17 protein-coding genes are annotated in these 16680 nt (G+C 57.1%); 6 read left to right on the forward strand and 11 right to left on the reverse strand.

The window, feature by feature from the left end; all coding sequences use genetic code 11:
• Positions 1-40 precede the first annotated feature (40 nt).
• The 3 genes from RBB80_RS31990 to RBB80_RS32000 form a co-directional block, all read right to left on the reverse strand.
• The gene (locus RBB80_RS31990) at positions 41-349 is read right to left on the reverse strand and encodes a hypothetical protein (RefSeq protein WP_433966122.1); all 309 of its coding nucleotides are present in this window, start codon (positions 347-349) and stop codon (positions 41-43) included.
• Complete coding sequence (locus RBB80_RS31995) at positions 346-696, reverse strand: HD domain-containing protein (protein WP_433966123.1); 351 nt, start codon at positions 694-696, stop codon at positions 346-348. Before RBB80_RS31995 ends, RBB80_RS31990 begins: the two co-directional genes overlap by 4 nt.
• A gap of 248 nt (positions 697-944) precedes the next feature.
• Entirely contained in the window at positions 945-1178 is a 234-nt protein-coding gene (locus tag RBB80_RS32000) for a hypothetical protein (RefSeq protein WP_433966124.1), read from the reverse strand.
• A 174-nt stretch (positions 1179-1352) separates the two neighbouring features.
• Here RBB80_RS32000 and RBB80_RS32005 point away from each other — a divergent pair, with 174 nt between their 5' ends.
• From RBB80_RS32005 to RBB80_RS32020, 4 genes are all read left to right on the forward strand, one after another.
• A complete protein-coding gene (locus RBB80_RS32005) occupies positions 1353-1805 on the forward strand; it encodes a DJ-1/PfpI family protein (RefSeq protein ID WP_433966125.1) in 453 nt (150 codons plus the stop codon).
• A 65-nt stretch (positions 1806-1870) separates the two neighbouring features.
• Positions 1871-2071 carry a hypothetical protein gene (locus tag RBB80_RS32010; RefSeq protein WP_433966126.1) on the forward strand — a complete coding sequence of 67 codons (201 nt, stop codon included), beginning with the start codon at positions 1871-1873 and terminating at the stop codon, positions 2069-2071.
• Entirely contained in the window at positions 2068-2310 is a 243-nt protein-coding gene (locus tag RBB80_RS32015; protein WP_433966127.1) for a helix-turn-helix domain-containing protein, read from the forward strand. The genes RBB80_RS32010 and RBB80_RS32015 overlap by 4 nt, the downstream gene beginning before the upstream one ends.
• 176 nt (positions 2311-2486) lie before the next feature.
• The gene (locus tag RBB80_RS32020; protein ID WP_433966128.1) at positions 2487-3512 is read left to right on the forward strand and encodes a GGDEF domain-containing protein; all 1026 of its coding nucleotides are present in this window, start codon (positions 2487-2489) and stop codon (positions 3510-3512) included.
• Positions 3513-4909: 1397 nt separating this feature from the next.
• Here the strand turns inward: RBB80_RS32020 and RBB80_RS32025 are convergent.
• The 5 genes from RBB80_RS32025 to RBB80_RS32045 all read right to left on the reverse strand — a co-directional run bounded on the left by RBB80_RS32025 (position 4910) and on the right by RBB80_RS32045 (position 11334).
• Positions 4910-5704 (reverse strand): VOC family protein, encoded by a 795-nt coding sequence (locus RBB80_RS32025; protein WP_433966129.1) that lies wholly within the window; start codon positions 5702-5704, stop codon positions 4910-4912.
• A gap of 359 nt (positions 5705-6063) precedes the next feature.
• Positions 6064-6447, reverse strand: coding sequence for a VOC family protein (locus RBB80_RS32030; protein ID WP_433966130.1), 384 nt, complete (start codon positions 6445-6447; stop codon positions 6064-6066).
• Positions 6448-6896: 449 nt separating this feature from the next.
• Positions 6897-7472, reverse strand: a complete 576-nt coding sequence (locus RBB80_RS32035) for a DUF488 domain-containing protein (RefSeq protein ID WP_433966131.1) — start codon at positions 7470-7472, stop codon at positions 6897-6899.
• Positions 7473-7692: 220 nt separating this feature from the next.
• On the reverse strand, positions 7693-10143 hold the full coding sequence (gene lon / locus RBB80_RS32040; protein ID WP_433966132.1) for an endopeptidase La: 2451 nt from the start codon (positions 10141-10143) through the stop codon (positions 7693-7695).
• Positions 10144-10512: 369 nt separating this feature from the next.
• The gene (locus RBB80_RS32045) at positions 10513-11334 is read right to left on the reverse strand and encodes a prephenate dehydratase (RefSeq protein ID WP_433966133.1); all 822 of its coding nucleotides are present in this window, start codon (positions 11332-11334) and stop codon (positions 10513-10515) included.
• Between the two features lie 165 nt (positions 11335-11499).
• Between RBB80_RS32045 and RBB80_RS32050 the strand changes: the two genes are divergently transcribed.
• Complete coding sequence (locus tag RBB80_RS32050) at positions 11500-11649, forward strand: lmo0937 family membrane protein (RefSeq protein ID WP_433966134.1); 150 nt, start codon at positions 11500-11502, stop codon at positions 11647-11649.
• Positions 11650-11705: 56 nt separating this feature from the next.
• The gene (locus tag RBB80_RS32055; RefSeq protein WP_433966135.1) at positions 11706-12041 is read left to right on the forward strand and encodes a CsbD family protein; all 336 of its coding nucleotides are present in this window, start codon (positions 11706-11708) and stop codon (positions 12039-12041) included.
• A 44-nt stretch (positions 12042-12085) separates the two neighbouring features.
• On the opposite strand, the gene RBB80_RS32060 is transcribed toward RBB80_RS32055, so the two are convergent.
• The 3 genes from RBB80_RS32060 to RBB80_RS32070 all read right to left on the reverse strand — a co-directional run bounded on the left by RBB80_RS32060 (position 12086) and on the right by RBB80_RS32070 (position 16669).
• Positions 12086-12952: a UbiA-like polyprenyltransferase gene (locus RBB80_RS32060; protein WP_433966136.1), complete on the reverse strand. Its 867-nt coding sequence runs from the start codon at positions 12950-12952 to the stop codon at positions 12086-12088.
• Between the two features lie 67 nt (positions 12953-13019).
• Complete coding sequence (locus tag RBB80_RS32065) at positions 13020-13817, reverse strand: BON domain-containing protein (RefSeq protein ID WP_433966137.1); 798 nt, start codon at positions 13815-13817, stop codon at positions 13020-13022.
• Positions 13818-13912: 95 nt separating this feature from the next.
• The gene (locus tag RBB80_RS32070) at positions 13913-16669 is read right to left on the reverse strand and encodes a translocation/assembly module TamB domain-containing protein (protein WP_433966138.1); all 2757 of its coding nucleotides are present in this window, start codon (positions 16667-16669) and stop codon (positions 13913-13915) included.
• Positions 16670-16680 lie beyond the last annotated feature (11 nt).

Here is a 16680-nt window from a genome sequence, read left to right on the forward strand (position 1 = left end):
CAACATCACCTTTAAAGGAGCAACGTCGCCCTTCTAAGCATCAACCCTTCCGCGAAACCGAGTCCGGAAACGGAGAATTCGCAATCAAATCGCAGAAGTTCGGGCTCTTATAACCAGCAATAAACCTCTCGCAGACATCCGCCTTCACCGTCCCCCACGTCGTCCCCGGCTTCTGCTCAAACCCGCCAAAGAAAGCCTTCACAATCCCGTCCTTGAAGTTCACCCGCGGATACTCCGCCACAATCGCCTCACGAACGTCCGCCGGAAAACTCTCAAATCCCTCCCCCAGCACATCCAGCCCAACGCCCGAAAACAGCAGCGCCACCTCCGGCTTCATGTACTGCGTCACCCCGGAGTCGTATGCAGCGCGATCGCCGTCCAGGCCGTCTGCACCTCCTCCTCCGGCACGTTATGCGCAGTCAAAAACTGCCGCACCGCATTCGCACCATCCACTTCAAACCGCTCCGTCTCACTGATGTATTTCTTCACCAGCCCAAGATCGTGAAACGCCGCGCTCACATACAGCAGCTCAGGATCGAATCGCAGCTTCTTCTGCCGCCCCAGCTCAGCAGCAAACAAATAAACCCGGTTCGAATGGTTGAACAACAGATCCGTACCCTGCTCACGCAAAATAGCGGTAGCCTCTTTGGCAAGCTTGGTATCAGGAATCGCAGTAGCAGAAATCGTAAGGCTCATGGCACTCTCCTTTTGAATTACTTACTCACAGCTTTAATCCTCCGCCTCCCCGCCCGCACCGCCACGACACAGATACAGCAAATTCGGACATCCCCACCGCACTCCACCAGCTCGTCTTTGCTTGGCTTTCGGCCATAGAAAAACATCGTCATCTCGACCGAAGCGGCGGACAGCCTCACCGTCCGTCGCGCAGTGGATTGCGGCCACAGCCCTCAGTTGCAGCGAACCGATTCATGTTGCGGTATCCGTCAAGACCCCGCATCTCGCCATCGTCCGTTGCCCAGCATCTCCCACCCTCCGCAAAAAACATCGTCATCTCGACCGAAGCGGCGGACAGTTTCATCGTCCGTCGCGCAGTGGAGAGACCCCGCATTTGCCTTCGTCCGTTGCCCAGCAGCTCCCACCCTCCGCAAGAACATCGTCATCTCGACCGAAGCGACGGACAGCTTCACCGTCCGTCGCGTAGTGGAGAGACCCCGCATTTTTGCCTTCGTCCGTTGCCCAGCAGCTCCCACCCTCCAGAAAAACATCGTCATCTCGACCGAAGTTGCTCACGGTTCATCGTGAGCAGCGCAGTGGAGAGACCCCGCATCTCGCCTTTGCACTTGTCGTACCCTGAAACGCATGCGAAAGATCGTCATCACCGGCCCTCCCCCGTGCAGATCCTCGACATCGCCGGCCCCCTCGAGGTCTTCGCCCACTCCCCCGGCTACAACATCACCATCGCAACACCCGACACCACCCACCTCCTCCAGACCAACCGAGGCTTCGCCCTCACCAACGCCGTCCCCCTCAACCAAATCACCGGCAAGATCGACACCCTCCTCGTCACCGGCGGCCCCGGAGCCGAGTCCGGCACCTACGACCCCGCCTACCTCACCTGGATCGCCGAAGCCTCCACCCGCTCCCGCCGCGTCGCCTCCATCTGCACCGGAGCCTTCCCCTCGCCGCCGCCGGCCTCCTCAACAACCGCCAGGCCGTCACCCACTGGGACTTCTGCGACCGTCTCGCCCGCGAGTTCCCCGCCGTCCACGTCAAGCCCGACCCCATTTACCTCCGCGACGGCTCCGTCTACACCTCCGCCGGCATCACCGCCGGCATCGACCTAGCCCTCGCCCTCGTCGAAGAAGACCACGGCCACGCCACTGCCCTCGCCATCGCCCGCAAGCTCGTCATGTTCCTGGTCCGCCCCGGAGGCCAGGCCCAATACAGCCACATGCTCTCCCACCAGTCCGTAGCCTCACAGCCCCTGCGCGAGCTACAGGTCTGGATGCTCGAACACCTCCGCGATCATCTCACCGTCGACAGCCTGGCCGAACGCATGGGCGTCAGCCCCGCCACTTCACCCGCATATGCCTCCGCGAAACCCGCATGAACCCAGGCCAGTTCGTCGATCGCATGCGCGTCGAAGCCGCTCAGCAGATGATCGACAGCTCCAACATGGGCCTCAAAGAAATAGCCGATGCCACCGGCTTCAGCACCGCAGACGCCATGCGCCGCACCTTCTCCCGCATCCTCGGCATCACCCCCACCGAATACATCCACCGCTTCAAACGCCCCACCCCAGTCCGCCCTTCGGATCCTTCCCCTTCGCCGGCATGGACTTCGAGCTAGCCTTCTTCGCCGCTCTCTTCTTCACATCACTCTTCTCTTCATTTGGCATCACAAACCCTCCACCAGTGAGAATCGCTTCACTCGCAACAGGTTTCTTCCGCATTTATCGCCATTGACTCCATCAATCCCAGCAGTGCGCAAATTGCACCAGCCACAGTTCAAGTCAGAAGCGGCCTTTGTCTACACATTTCGTCGATCTCTCCGTAACCGCTGCGATAGCGTCACTTGCCCACAGACCGTTCAAACAAAGCCAGATGGACCAACATCCATGCGCCTTTCAGCATCAAACCAACATCAACCCCGCCGCACCGGCCATGACCATTCCATCTATCCCAAACCTGATAGTTCAACTCATACTAAGCATCTCCGTCGCATTACTTCTCTCGGCTCTCTTCCCCATCCAGTGGATCTGCGCGATGCTTCCTCTCGGCCGCGCACGTTCCACCTGGCGCTCCATGAGCATACTCATCCTTCTCTCTGCCGCAGGCGTCGCCGTGTTCCTGCACATCAACAGCACAGAAGGCCCAAACCACTACGAAGATTGGCTGGTCAGCCTGGTCTTCCTCGCCGCATCCATCTTCGTCGTCACTGTATGCACCCTGGCCCTTCACACCGCCAAAGACCTCTCGAAGATTGCGGCTCTCGAGTTTGCAGCCATCGTCGATCCCGTCACCGAACTCTTCAACCGCCGTCACATCATGGCGCTTCTCGATGCGCAGTGCCAGCTCTCCAGCGACCACAACTCACCCTTCTCCATCCTCCTCATCGACATCGACAACTTCAAAACCATCAACGACACCTTCGGCCACCGCGCCGGAGACATCGTCCTCAAAGAACTCGGCCGCGTCATCGCACACATCATCCCCGACTCCAGATACATCGGACGATACGGCGGAGAGGAGTTTCTGATTATCCTCCCTCAGTCCGCATCAAGTGAGGCATGGGCCGTCGCCGAACTTCTCCGCGCAGCAGTCCAGTCAACAACGGTTACGTACGAAGGAAGACCCATCAACTCCCCCACCATCAGCATCGGCATCGCCACCGCCTTTGGATGGAAGGAGACCTCCGAAGACCTGATAGAGATCGCCGACGAAGCGCTCTACTCCGCCAAAGCTACCGGCCGTAATCGCATCTGCCACGCCTTCGAATCTTCTGGAAGACCACTTGGCTCGAGATTTACCGTCGTCTCAGCAACGCAATAAATGCAATAGCAGCCATCACGTCGCCGGCTCAAGTTTCACCGGCTCACCCACGCACCGGCTCATAAATGCAGCAGCACACACCCATTCCCAAACACGCGATGTTTGGTCAGCTTCAACTTCAACTTCTTCTCCAGCCCTTCGAACATCGTCTTCCCTCCTGCGCAAATCTGCCCTCGTCTTCGCTCTCTTCCAACCAACAAAAAACGTCATTTCGACCGAAGCTGCTCACGGGTCTCATCGTGAGCAGCGCAGCGGAGAAACTCCCGCGTTTGGTCTTTGCTTTTGCCTTTATCTTTCTTTCTGTCACTCCGCAAATCTGCCCTCGTCTTCGCTCTCTTCCAACCAACAAAAAACGTCATTTCGACCGAAGCTGCTCACGGGGGTCTCATCGTGAGCAGCGCAGCGGAGAAACCCCCGCGTTTCGTCTTTGCTTTTGCCTTTATCTTTCTTTCTGTCACTCCGCAAATCTGCCCTCGTCTCCGCCCTCTTCCAACCAACAAAAAACGTCATTTCGACCGAAGCTGCTCACGGGGGTCTCATCGTGAGCAGCGCAGCGGAGAAACCCCGCGTTTCGTCTTTGCTTTTGCCTTTATCTTTCTTTCTGTCACTCCGCAAATCTGCCCTCGTCTTCGCTCTCTTCCAACCAACAAAAAACGTCATTTCGACCGAAGCTGCTCACGGGGGTCTCATCGTGAGCAGCGCAGCGGAGAAACCCCCGCGTTTCGTCTTTGCTTTTGCCTTTATCTTTCTTTCTGTCACTCCGCAAATCTGCCCTCGTCTTCGCTCTCTTCCAACCAACAAAAAACGTCATTTCGACCGAAGCTGCTCACGGGTCTCATCGTGAGCAGCGCAGCGGAGAAACCCCCGCGTTTCGTCTTTGCTTTTGCCTTTATCTTTCTTTCTGTCACTCCGCAAATCTGCCCTCGTCTCCGCCCTCTTCCAACCAACAAAAAACGTCATTTCGACCGAAGCTGCTCACGGTCTCATCGTGAGCAGCGCAGCGGAGAAACCCCGCGTTTCGTCTTTGCTTTTGCCTTTATCTTTCTTTCTGTCACTCCGCAAATCTGCCCTCGTCTCCGCCCTCTTCCAACCAACAAAAAACGTCATTTCGACCGAAGCTGCTCACGGTCTCATCGTGAGCAGCGCAGCGGAGAAACCCCCGCGTTTCGTCTTTGCTTTTGCCTTTATCTTTCTTTCTGTCACTCCCGCAAAATCTGCCGTCGTCTCCGCTCTCTTCCAATCAACAAAAAACGTCATTTCGACCGAAGCTGCTCACGGTCTCATCGTGAGCAGCGCAGCGGAGAAACCCCGCATTTCGTCTTTGCTTTTGCCTTTATCTTTCTTTCTGTCACTGCGCAAAATCTGCCCTCGTCTTCGCTCTCTTCCAAGGGCAGAAACTACTTAGGCCCCACCACCGCAAACAGTGCCCCCTGCGGATCAAACCCCTGCACAATCCAGCTCCCACCGGGAACCTCATGCGGCCCCATCAGAACCTTGCCGCCCCTCTCCCCTATTCTTCCCGCCGCCGCATCCGCGCTCTCCACGTTGAAGTAATAAATCCAACCCGGACGATTCGCCTGATTCTCAGCAGTCATCATCCCGCCGATCGGAGGCCCATCCGTCGCAAACATCTGATACACCCCCATCGGCCCCATATCCATCGCCTCAGTCTTCTTCCAGCCGAACATCCCCGAATAAAACTCGAACGCCGACTTCCCATCCACCGCATGCAGTTCATGCCAACTCGCATAACCCGGTGTTCCCACCGCCGGCTCAGGCGGCCTCTCCGCTCCCTCCTTCGCCTGAAACAGCACAAACACCGTCCCCTGCGGATCGGCCACCACAGAAAAACGCCCAACCTCTGGAATCTCCCGCACAGGCCGGTGCACCTTCCCGCCCGCCTCCTGCACTCGCTTCGTGTACGCCTCCACATCCTCCACGCCGATGTAGCCAATCCATCCCGGCTTGGTTTCACCGGTAAAGAACTCCTTCGGCATCGCCATCATCCCCGCCACCGGCACCTTTCCTGCCTTCAAAATCGTGTAGGGCTCTCCCGAAGTCACGCCTGCCTGCACATCCGCCTCCCATCCCACCACGCCGCGATAGAAGGCCTCAGCAGCTTTCGCATCCGAAGTCACCAGTTCATACCAGACAAAGTTCGAGGGCCCGCCCTTCCCATTCTCTAGCGTCATCGTCTTCCTCCTTAGGTTGATCGAACAGAAAGCATCTCTACGGCCGCCGCAACACCGGCCCGGCCGAAAATCATCCAGCAAGCACCCGCCGCTCTGCAGAACCAATCAAGTTCACTTACGAAAATGCAAAAATATTCGGCGAAGAAATTCTGACAGATCACCCTACCCACCGGTTGGTACTTGGTCAACCTGTCTTCAGGACTCACCTGCCATCTCCTGACACAAATCGCCCCACGAGCTTCGGCAACCTTGCCGCCTCGACCGTCAGATCACCACACCGTGTAGCAGCATCGGCCCGTGTCGGCGGGCCTGAGCCAGCTAACCTTCCTCGTACTACCGCCCTCGCCCGGCAAAAAGAATCAGATTGCCGTCAGGGTCACGAAGGATGAGGGTGCGCGCCCCCACGGTTCTGTCTTCAGCGCCTGATGAAATGCCACGCCCGCAGCTTGAAATTCAAGAAAGAGCAGCTTTGCCTCATCGACCGTGATGCATGCTGAGAGTAGGTGTTCTCTGTCCCGAAGCTCCGTATTCATTGCTGGTTCGTCGACATGCCGGAGATTCAAACTCGCTCCATCGCGGAACACTTGCCCATAGAAGGGTGGCGCCCCGTAGGTGAAAGCAACCTGGAACCCCAGCTTTTTCGTGTAGAACTCACACGAGGCTTCAACATCCGCGACAAAGAGCTGAGGTTCGGCGGCGAGAATTGTTGGTCTGGATAAGGTTTCGGCGTTTAGCTCTTGCATCGTGTCGACCCCTTCGTTTGAACTCCTTTGTGGCCCCCCTGATTCCTTTAAGGAACGCCTCCCAACTCTCGAATCCGGCCTTTTTCGCAATCAACTCTTGAGCGTCAGACAGCCTGAAGCTGTGCGCAAGCACAGCCCGATCGGTCAAATGCAGGAAGCGCGGCAGCACCGCTCGAATCTGCGCCGCGACCGGGAAATAACCCTCACGATGCCAACGCAGGTAGAGCTTCGCTTGCTTTCTAAGATTTTCGAGATTGGGCATAGGGCGCGCGTCGATTGAGATCGTAGGCGAGCGTAGCCCGTTCGGCCCGAAGGTTCGTTGCGCCCTACAGCACTAAACATCTTGTAAATGTCCCCTCATGTGGATGTCAAAATATATCTCGCCCTTGGCCTCGCGCAAGAAACCCGAGTTTGCCTGGCTGCATTCAAGAAAGCCGGAAACGAACCACCTAATCGAACAACAACCTGACATCCGCCGCCCTCGGATACCACACCCTTCCACCTTCCACCCGCGCAAACTCGATCATCTGATGTGGCTTCCGTGAGCTTCGGCCATCAGGAGTCACAAAGATATCCTCCACCTCCCCGCCTCGAGCAAGCACCGCATCCCCAATCAGCGACCGATGACACCGCCAGGGCACCGCCTCCGCACACATCACCACCGCAGTCTTCAGATCCGGCAACCCCATCAACCAGTCAATCTCCGCAGCAAACTCAGGAGTCTGCATATAGTCCGCGTACCCCCGGAAACTCTCATTTCGCCAGCCGGTATTCACGCTGTCCTTCTTCGCCGCCCTCCGCCCACCCAACCCCACCCTCCCCACTCCGCGAATTCCAACCCCCGCAAGCGAACCGAACAACCTCTCCTGCCCAAACTGCGGATGCCTCTTCGACCCCGGATACCGCCTCACATCCACCAGCGTCGAGCAGCCATTCTCGGCGAGCGCCCCCAGAAACGCCTCCAACTCCAGCGTCGAATGTCCAACCGTCATCATCCCAGCCACCACCCGAAAATAAAGTTCCAAAACGTGTCACATTTTTAGACGCTCAAAACACGACCGCTAAATCACCACACCAGCCACGCAAATCACCACATCCTCACCACAAAAACACCACACTAAAACACCCATTTTCTGCAAAAACCCCTGCAAAAACGCCCTCCACCACAAAACAAAAAAATCTCTCCGCAAAAACAAAAAAAGGCGATCCGGCAACCGCCGAACCGCCCTTCTTTCCCGCTCCAACCTACACCGCAGCGTGAAGAACCTCTTCGCGAACCACCTCGTCCTCGACCTTCTCTTCTCGAGTCTTAGGCAGCGCAACCGCCAACACATCCTCAATCCGAGCAGCGTAATGAAGCGTCACGCCCTCTATCTGATCCGGCGTTAAGTCCTCATCTACCTGCTGTTTGCAGTCCGTCGGCAGAATCACATCGCGCACGCCGGCCCGTTTCGCCGCAAGGAACTTCTCCTTGATTCCGCCAACCGGCAGCACATTGCCGCTCAGCGTAATCTCGCCCGTCATCGCCGTCAGCGGATGCACCGGAGTGTCCGTCAACAGGCTCACCAGCGCAGTCGCCATCGTCACGCCAGCCGAAGGACCATCCTTCGGAATCGCACCCGCAGGCACGTGAATGTGCAGGTCCATATCCTTGGTAAAGTCCTCCTCGAGCCCTAACGACGCGGCATTCGAGCGCACCCAGGTCAACGCAGCCTGCATGCTCTCCTTCATCACATCGCCAATCTGACCAGTGATCGTGAACCCGCCTTTACCCTTCATCCGGTTCGCTTCGATGAACAAAACATCGCCGCCCGCCGGTGTCCAGGCAAGCCCAACTGCAACGCCAGCGCGTTTTGTCCGCTCTGCAATCTCGGTGTCCACGCGCACCTTGATGCCACCAAGAAACTCGTGCACGATCTCAGGAGTAATCACAACCTTCTCTGTCTGACCCTCCGCAATCTTGCGCGCGACCTTACGGCAAACGGTACCAATCTGCTGCTCAAGCCTACGAACACCAGCCTCCCGCGTGTAGTGCCGCGCGATCAGATGCACGCTGTCCTTCGGAAATTCAATTTGCTCTTCTGTAATTCCGTTCTCTTTGATCTGCCGCGGAATGAGGTATTTGATGGCGATGTTCACCTTCTCCTCTTCCGTATAACCGGTCAGTTCAATGATCTCCATACGATCAAGCAGCGGCCCGGGAATCGTATCCAGTTGGTTCGCGGTACAGATAAACAGCACCTTGCTCAGATCAAACGGCTGATCGAGATAGTTGTCGCGGAACGTATTGTTCTGCTCCGGATCAAGCGTCTCAAGCAACGCGCTAGCAGGATCGCCTCTAAAATCGCGCCCCAGCTTATCGATCTCATCCAGCATGAACACCGGGTCCTTCACCTCAACCCGCTTCAGATGCTGAATAATCTGCCCAGGCAGCGCGCCGATGTACGTCCTCCGATGTCCGCGAATCTCCGCCTCATCATGCATACCGCCCAGCGAGATGCGTGAGAACTTCCGATCGAGTGCCTTCGCGATCGAACGTCCCAGCGAGGTCTTACCCACGCCAGGAGGCCCAACGAAGCAGAGAATCGGGCCCTTCATATCAGGCTTCAAACGCCGCACCGAAAGGTAGTCCAGGATGCGATCCTTCACCTTCTTCAAGCCATAGTGATCCTCGTCGAGAATCGCCTTCGCCTTCAAAATGTCCACTCCACCGGAAGAAGTCTTCGACCACGGCAGCACCGCCAGCCACTCCACATAATTCCGGGTCAGCGAGTAGTCCGCCGCCGCAGGATTCATCCGGCTCAAACGGCCAAGCTCCTTCAGCGCATCCTTCTTCACATCCTCCGGCATCCCAGCGGTTTCGATCTTTTCCCTTAGTTCAGCGATGTCCTTCTGAGTGTCGTCCTGGTCACCCAGTTCCTTCTGAATCGCCTTCAACTGCTCGCGCAGGTAGTAGTCCCGCTGCGACGACTGCACCGAATCCTGAACCTCGGTCTGGATCTTGTTGCGCAGTTGCTGCACCTCAAGCTCCTTCGCGAGGTGCTTGTTGATTCGCTCCAGACGCGCCGAAACATCTGGCGTCTCCAGTAGCTCCTGCTTGTCAGTCGTCGTCAAAAACGGAAGCGAGGAGGCGATAAAGTCCGCCAACCGCCCGGGTTCGTCGATGTTGATCGCAATGGTCTGCAGATCGTCGCTCAGCGTAGGAGACGAGGTCACAATCTGCTGGAACTGGCTGACCACATTCCGTTGCAGCGCCTCCGCCTCTGGTGTCTGCTGCGGATCCACGTCGGGAATGGCCTCATATTCGGCCGTCATAAAGGGCGTCATCTGCGCAAAATCGCCAAGATGTACCCGCTCATTGCCCTCGGTGAACACAAACAGGCTCTGGTTCGGCATCTTGACGACCTTGTGCACTGTAGCTCTGGTGCCAGTCGCAAACAGATCTGCAGCCTGCGGAGCATCCTGCCGCGCATCCCGTTGCGCCACAACCAGAATGGTCTTCTCCTCACCCAGAGATTGAATCAACTGGATCGAGCTATCGCGTCCCACCGTTAGGGGAAGCACTGCATGAGGAAACAGAACGGTATCCCGCACCGGCAACACCGGAACAGGACGTTTTCCAACCACCTCCGCGCCTGGTCCTTCGCTACCCTTGGTTGAGGTCGGTTGAATCACACTTACAAAGTCGCTTGGCATTGAGTGTACCTCTATCAGATTATCCACTATTCGATGCAGCAAGTCTTCGTCTGGTCGCAAACTATGGCCCCTCTCCGGAAAACGTGTCTCTTCACACTCCGTCATCGGCCATAACCCCCTTCACATCAGTGAGTAACTATCTAATAGAGAGAATGCGAGGCTCAGTTCCAAATAGGAGAGGTCGCGCCGGAGCGCCGCCAAACCATCATTCGCCCTATGTCGACGCAGACCCTGGCCCACAGACCGCCATGGCGAGACCGCCCAACGGCTCACAGTACTCGGCATATTACGCCTCCACCTGCCACTTGGCCACTGCCCCCAAGGCTAAAAGCCGCACAGTTCCTGCATCGCTGCCCCCGGCGCTACCGCCTAAGCCGCCCGGTACCGCCCCAGCACCTTGACCATCCGGCAGTGTTCGCGCAGCGCAATCAAAGCAGTCTTGGCCTGCTCCGGTGAATTGAACCGCACATCCACATAGAAGACATACTCCCACGGGCTGCCCGGGACCGGCCTCGATTCAATCTTAGTCAGATCCACCCCCGCCTCAGCCAGTCGCTGCAAAGCCGCTACCAGCGTTCCGGGGCGATGCTCGATGGCAAAGGCGAGACTCATCTTGTTCTCGTCCGCTCCGGCTTCACCCGAAACCCTGCCGTCTCGACGAACCAGGTGAAACCTTGTGTAGTTTTCCGCATGGTCCTCGACGCCAGCCACCGCCACTTCAGCATCGTACTCCGAGGCGGCAAGCGCAGGAGCGATCCCAGCCACATCCCGCAAACCTTCAGCCATCAGACGCTTCACACTTCCCGCCGTATCGTAGAAGGGGACTACCTCCCACTCCGGATGCGAGGCCAGAAATCTCCTGCACTGCGACAACGCAACGGGATGTGACATCACTCTCTTCACCTCCTGCAGCTTCACCCCAGGCATCGTAATTACATTGTGTCGAATTCTCAGCAGGCTCTCCCGCTCTATGTGCACCGGCAGATCCAGCAACAGATCGTAGTGTTCAGCAACCGATCCGTGAAGGCTGTTCTCAATCGGCAGCACAGCCGCGTCAACCTCACCCGCGATGACCTTCGCCAACACGTGGGCGGACACGGTACACGCAACTATGTCTAAATCCTTAGGACTCCCAAGCATCTCGACTGCCGCCATGTGGCTATTCGAGCCCAACTCTCCTTGAATTGCCACCTTCAATCCATACACCCCGCATATTCGTTCTCATCAGGTTCATATTTTATGCTCATTGGCAACCCCCTCGGCGAACCCGGCAACTTAACCACAAGAAGGGCCTGAGTTTGAATACCATCACAGCGAACCGGAGACGCAAGACCGGCAATCGTTTAGGAGAACGAAATGCTTTGGACAATCACAATTATTCTTTTCATCCTCTGGATCGTTGGTCTTGTTAGCAGCTACACCCTCGGTGGATGGATTCACATCCTTCTGGTCCTCGCCATCATCGTGCTCATCTTCAACCTGATGTCCGGTAGACGAGCACTCTAACCAATCCACAATTCAAGCGCAGCCCTCCCGCTTCACTTGTAAGTAAGGAGCAACCCATGAACACCGAAAAAGCAGAAGGTAAGTTTGACCAGGTAGCAGGGAAGATCAAGCAGAGCGTCGGCGAAGCTGTCGGCAATCAAAAACTCGCCAACTCAGGCGTTGCGGATCAGGTAAAAGGTGCCGCTAAAGAGACCTGGGGCCACGCCAAAGATGCCGCGGCGGTTGCAAATGATGATGTCCGCGCTCGCGCCGACGTCAATAGCGAAAACTTCAAAGCCGGCGCGCAAGACACCGCCCACAACATGCGTGAGAGGATCGCGAACGCAGCCCACAATGTAAAGGACAGCGTGAACGAAAAGCTGGACAATTTCAAAAGAGAGCACCGCAGCTAAACCAACCTGCAAGCCATCAAAGGTCCGCCATCGAGCGGGCCTTTTTATTTGCGCAACAACACATCCGCTGCCACAAACCCAAAGAACACCACTGAGATCACCCCGTTCAACGTAAAGAACGCTGCGTTCATGCGCCGTAGATCCTTGGGCGAAACAATCGAGTGCTCATACAGCAACAGGATCGCAACCAGTCCAACCCCCAACATGGCGACCCTTCCCAGTCCAAACAACTCCATCAGCCAGCACAGCATAAGCAGCATTCCCACATGCATTGCGCGCGCAATCCAGAACGCCGCGGTTATGCCAAAAGCCTGCGGCACACTGTTCAAACCCACCTTGCGGTCGTGCTCGAAATCCTGACACGCGTACAACACATCGAAACCGCCGACCCACAAAAGCACCGCCGCCGTTAGCACCACAATCCTGATATCGAGCGATCCCCTCACCGCAATCCACGCCGCTGAAGGCGCAATTCCCAAGGCCAGCCCCAGCACAACATGCGACCACCGCGTCACTCGCTTCATGTAGCTATAGGCCAGCACGACCGCCAGCGCCACAGGAGCAAGTTCCAGCGTCAACCGGTTCAACATCGCCGCACCCAGCATGAACAGCGCGATCGACACCACCACAAATCCTGCGACGAACCCATTACTCAGCGTCCCCGCAGGCAGTGCCCTCATCGCCGTACGCGGGTTGGCTGCATCCAACTGTGCATCCGCCAGCCGGTTGAAGGCCATCGCCGCAGACCGCGCCGCTACCATGCAGACAATAATCCAGCTCAGAACTCGCAGTGTCGGCCAGCCACCCGCAGCCAGCACAGCTCCCGTCAACGCAAACGGCAGCGCAAACACCGAATGCTCCCACTTGATCATCTCAAGTGTTACAACCGTACTCTTCCACAACGATGCCATCCTTCCATCGTAAAAGACCTGAGCCCCGCCGACCTAACCGGAGCGGTCTAAACGCCCAAAACAAGCTCTATTTAGCCGATTTCTCCGCCTCACCACCAACCACCTCCAGGTTGTTCACCACCTTGAACACTCCCGAAACCGCATTAGCCCGTATATTCGCCACATCCTTATCCGACTGGCTGTCCACCACACCCGACAGGGTCACATTCCCATTCACCACCGTGATCCGAATCGGCTTTGCCGGATCAATCGCGTACTTGTTCAACTGCGGAAACCCATAGATCGACCGCGCCTCTGCCAATCGAATCCGGTCATCGATCGGCGACACCGGCGCCACCTCCACATTGTCAATTACATCCTTTACACCCGGATAGTTCTCAACCAGGCTCAACCCTGAATCTTTATCCGTGGGACCATACGCAGTTCCGCCGAGCGTCACGACGCCCTTCTCGACGCCGATCGTAAACGCATTGAACGCCGTCGTTCCATACCCAACCCGGTCATACGCCAGCTTTTCCGCCAGCTTGTTCCGAAGCATCACGTCATCGACCTCCGGCCCCGCAACCTCAATCTGATTTTCAACGCCCTTCACATTCTTGCGGTGGTGCGCGCGATCATCCGCGTCGACCTTCGCGCTGTAAAGCTCAACGGTACCCGTCAGCGTCACCACGCCATTCTGCACCGAACTCTTCACATCTTTGAATCGCTTGTTATCCAGCGCCTTCGTTACATCCGCCTGAATCTGCGCATCGTTTGTCCCCGATCCGACATTGCTGGTCGCGCTCTGGGCCACACCGTTCGATGTCCCGCCCAACATCACCAGACCAGCAAAACCCAACACGCCGACGCGTGCAAAATTTTTCATCCTGCTCATATCTTTCCTCCGAAAATATTGCGTCGCGTAACCGCGCGAAGCACCGTCATCCGCACTTAGTACGATGCAACATCTGTCTCAGCGCGCTAACGATATCTCCTCCGCAGCTTGTAGACAATGCTGAATACGCCCGACTCGTCACGCGCCACCACAATCGAGTTGTCATGGTTCAGGTCATACTGCACCTGGATTAACTGCTGCGCCGAAGTATTCACATTCGTCGCAAACGTAGCCGTAATCTGCCGAGACAACTGTTGCTGCACCGTGATCCTCGCCGACGAGCCACCCAGCGTCCCCACAAACGCCGGATCGATCTTCACGCTGCCCACGCCAAACAACTTCTCCACGCGATTGCTCACCGTAGCATTCAACGCTCCACCCAACAACGCGCTCGTCGTCGGATCGGTCCCCTGCTGCACCTGCCGCTCCTGGTAGAGCTGCGCCTCCTCCTGCGTCCGTCCCAGCGCCAGCAGGGCAAACACATCCGACTCGCTCAGTGGCGGCTCCGACCGATACGTCGGCTTCAAATTCGTCGAAGTCCCATGCAGCCCAATCGTAATGTCGTAGTTCTCCACCTGCGCCGTCGCATCCAGGTCGATGATCGGATCAATGCGCACTGGGTTCGTAAAGTAGATCTCACCCCGCTGCAATTGATACTTCGTCCCCGCAAACGTCGCGCTTCCCTCATTGATCTCAATCCGTCCCAGCATGGAAGGCACCGCAGCCGTCCCGCGAATCTGCAAATCAACGGTCCCCGCCAGCTTTGCATACGAGTTCTGAAAATCGAGCTGTGGCGCACTTGTCACATGCACATCCAAACGAATCTTGTTCGCCGGCGCATTCGGATCGGGAGGCGGACTCACTCCTCCTGCAGAACCGAACGCTGCAAAATCCACATCAGCCCCCACGCCGAATCGAGTAATCAAGATTGTTCCACTGAACAGCGAGCTCTCCGGCCCTCCCTGCAACTTCAGATTCGCGTTCGCCGTCGCACTTAGCCCGTACAGCCGCACCCTCACCACGTCGCCCGTCGCCGACAGGTCCGCATACAAACCATTTTTGTAGCGAATGAACCCGCCGATCTTCAGTGTTCCTCCACCAGTCGTCGCAGTTAGACTCTGCACCTGCAGCCGGTCGCCGTTGAACACCAGTGTGCCGTTCATATTGCTCAACCCATTCGGCACGCCATCGATCGCAACATTCACCTTGTCAAACTGAACCTTTCCCGTCAGCTCCGGATTCGTCACATACCCGCCGGCGCCCACGGTGAACTCCACCTTGCCGGTCGAAATAACATCCGAGTCGAAGGTATGCAGCAGCGTCGTGCTCACGCTCCCGGTCGCTTTCACATCCAGCTTGCCTCCCTTCGGGTCCGTCGCTCCAAACAACTGCGCCGTCCCACTCGCACGCATATCTGTATCCTGCCCCGTGATGTGAACTTGCTCGAGCGTAGCCAAACCATCGCGCAGTCCCACCCGCAAGGGTTCAGCAGCTTTCAGTTCCACCCCCTGCAGCTTTATATCGACCTGGCTGAACTCCGCCTCACCTCGCAACGCCTTCGGTGTCTTCAGCGGCCCGCTCACAGTCGCACTGCCATTAATCGCCGACTGCGCCTTCATGGTTCCCGGCCCAAACATCGCTAGCGGCTTGCCGATATCAAGATCCGCTACGGTCATCTTCGCCTCTGTCTGATAGTCACCCGTTAACCGCGTCTGTCCCGAAGCATTCAACTTCGATCCCACCAGCGTCGAGTTGGCGGTGAAGTACATCACTTCTCCCTGACTATGCGCCTCCACCGTCGCGTCGCCAATCATCTGCCCCCGATAAGAGACGCCGCTCAACGTCACATTCGCCTTCAACCCGGGCTGCGTCACCGTCCCATTCGCATCCGCAACCAGGGTCACCCTTCCATCGACATCGTTCTTCGCCTTCTTCACCGTCTCAAACTTCGACAGCAGAATGTCATGCCCTTCTATATGCCCATGCAGGCGATCCGTGCTCATGTCATACCCACCATTGCCCGCAATCTGCATCCCGTGCAGCCGCAGCACGACATTGTTCGCCTCCACATCCCTCCCCTGTACCGTCAAATCCGCCACCGCCGACTCATACGGCTCCCCGTAGGCCACACCGTTCATCAACGAAAGATGTCCTCCTCCACTCAGACTCCTCAGTGTCCCCACCGCATGTCCGTTCAGCGCCACCGTTCCTGTCAGTGAAACCTTCTCCTGCTGCCCTGCAATCTGCAATACATCGACGACCTGCGCATTGGCGAGCTGCACCTTCGCGTCCAGAGCCATCCCGTCGTCCCACAAATAAGTCAGCACACCACGTCGCGACACCACCTTCCGCGGCGCAATCTTGCCCTCAACATTCAGCACCGCAGTCCCTCGCTTGATCGTCGAACTCGCCACCACCACCCCGGTGTTCGGCGAATACTCCGCATCCGTCACGAGAGAATCGATCAACACATCGGTCGTTCCCAGTGCGAACTCCGCATTCGCAGCCTGCAGATGCCCCTTCACATCAAGATCCGCAATCTTCCCCTTCGCTGTACCGTTGAACTGCATTGCGCCATGCAACACAACAGGGATTGCGGCGGTACCCTTCTTTCCATTTCCTTCAAGATCCAGTGTCGTCAGCAGCTGGTTGTACTCCGACAGATCCCGCACCGTCATGTCCACCCGCAGATCCGTCAGTGGATCACCTTGATTCACTCCCAAAACTCCAGACGCCTCAAAGTTCGTCTCGGGCATCTGCAACGAAATCCGCTGAATCATCACCGTCTCGTTACGACCCGTGTAGTGAGCCTGAGTCTGCCCCGTCACGGGAACATCGTTCAACGCGCCACGCC

The organism is Tunturiibacter gelidiferens, from assembly GCF_051013345.1.
Lineage (GTDB): Bacteria > Acidobacteriota > Terriglobia > Terriglobales > Acidobacteriaceae > Edaphobacter > Edaphobacter gelidiferens_A.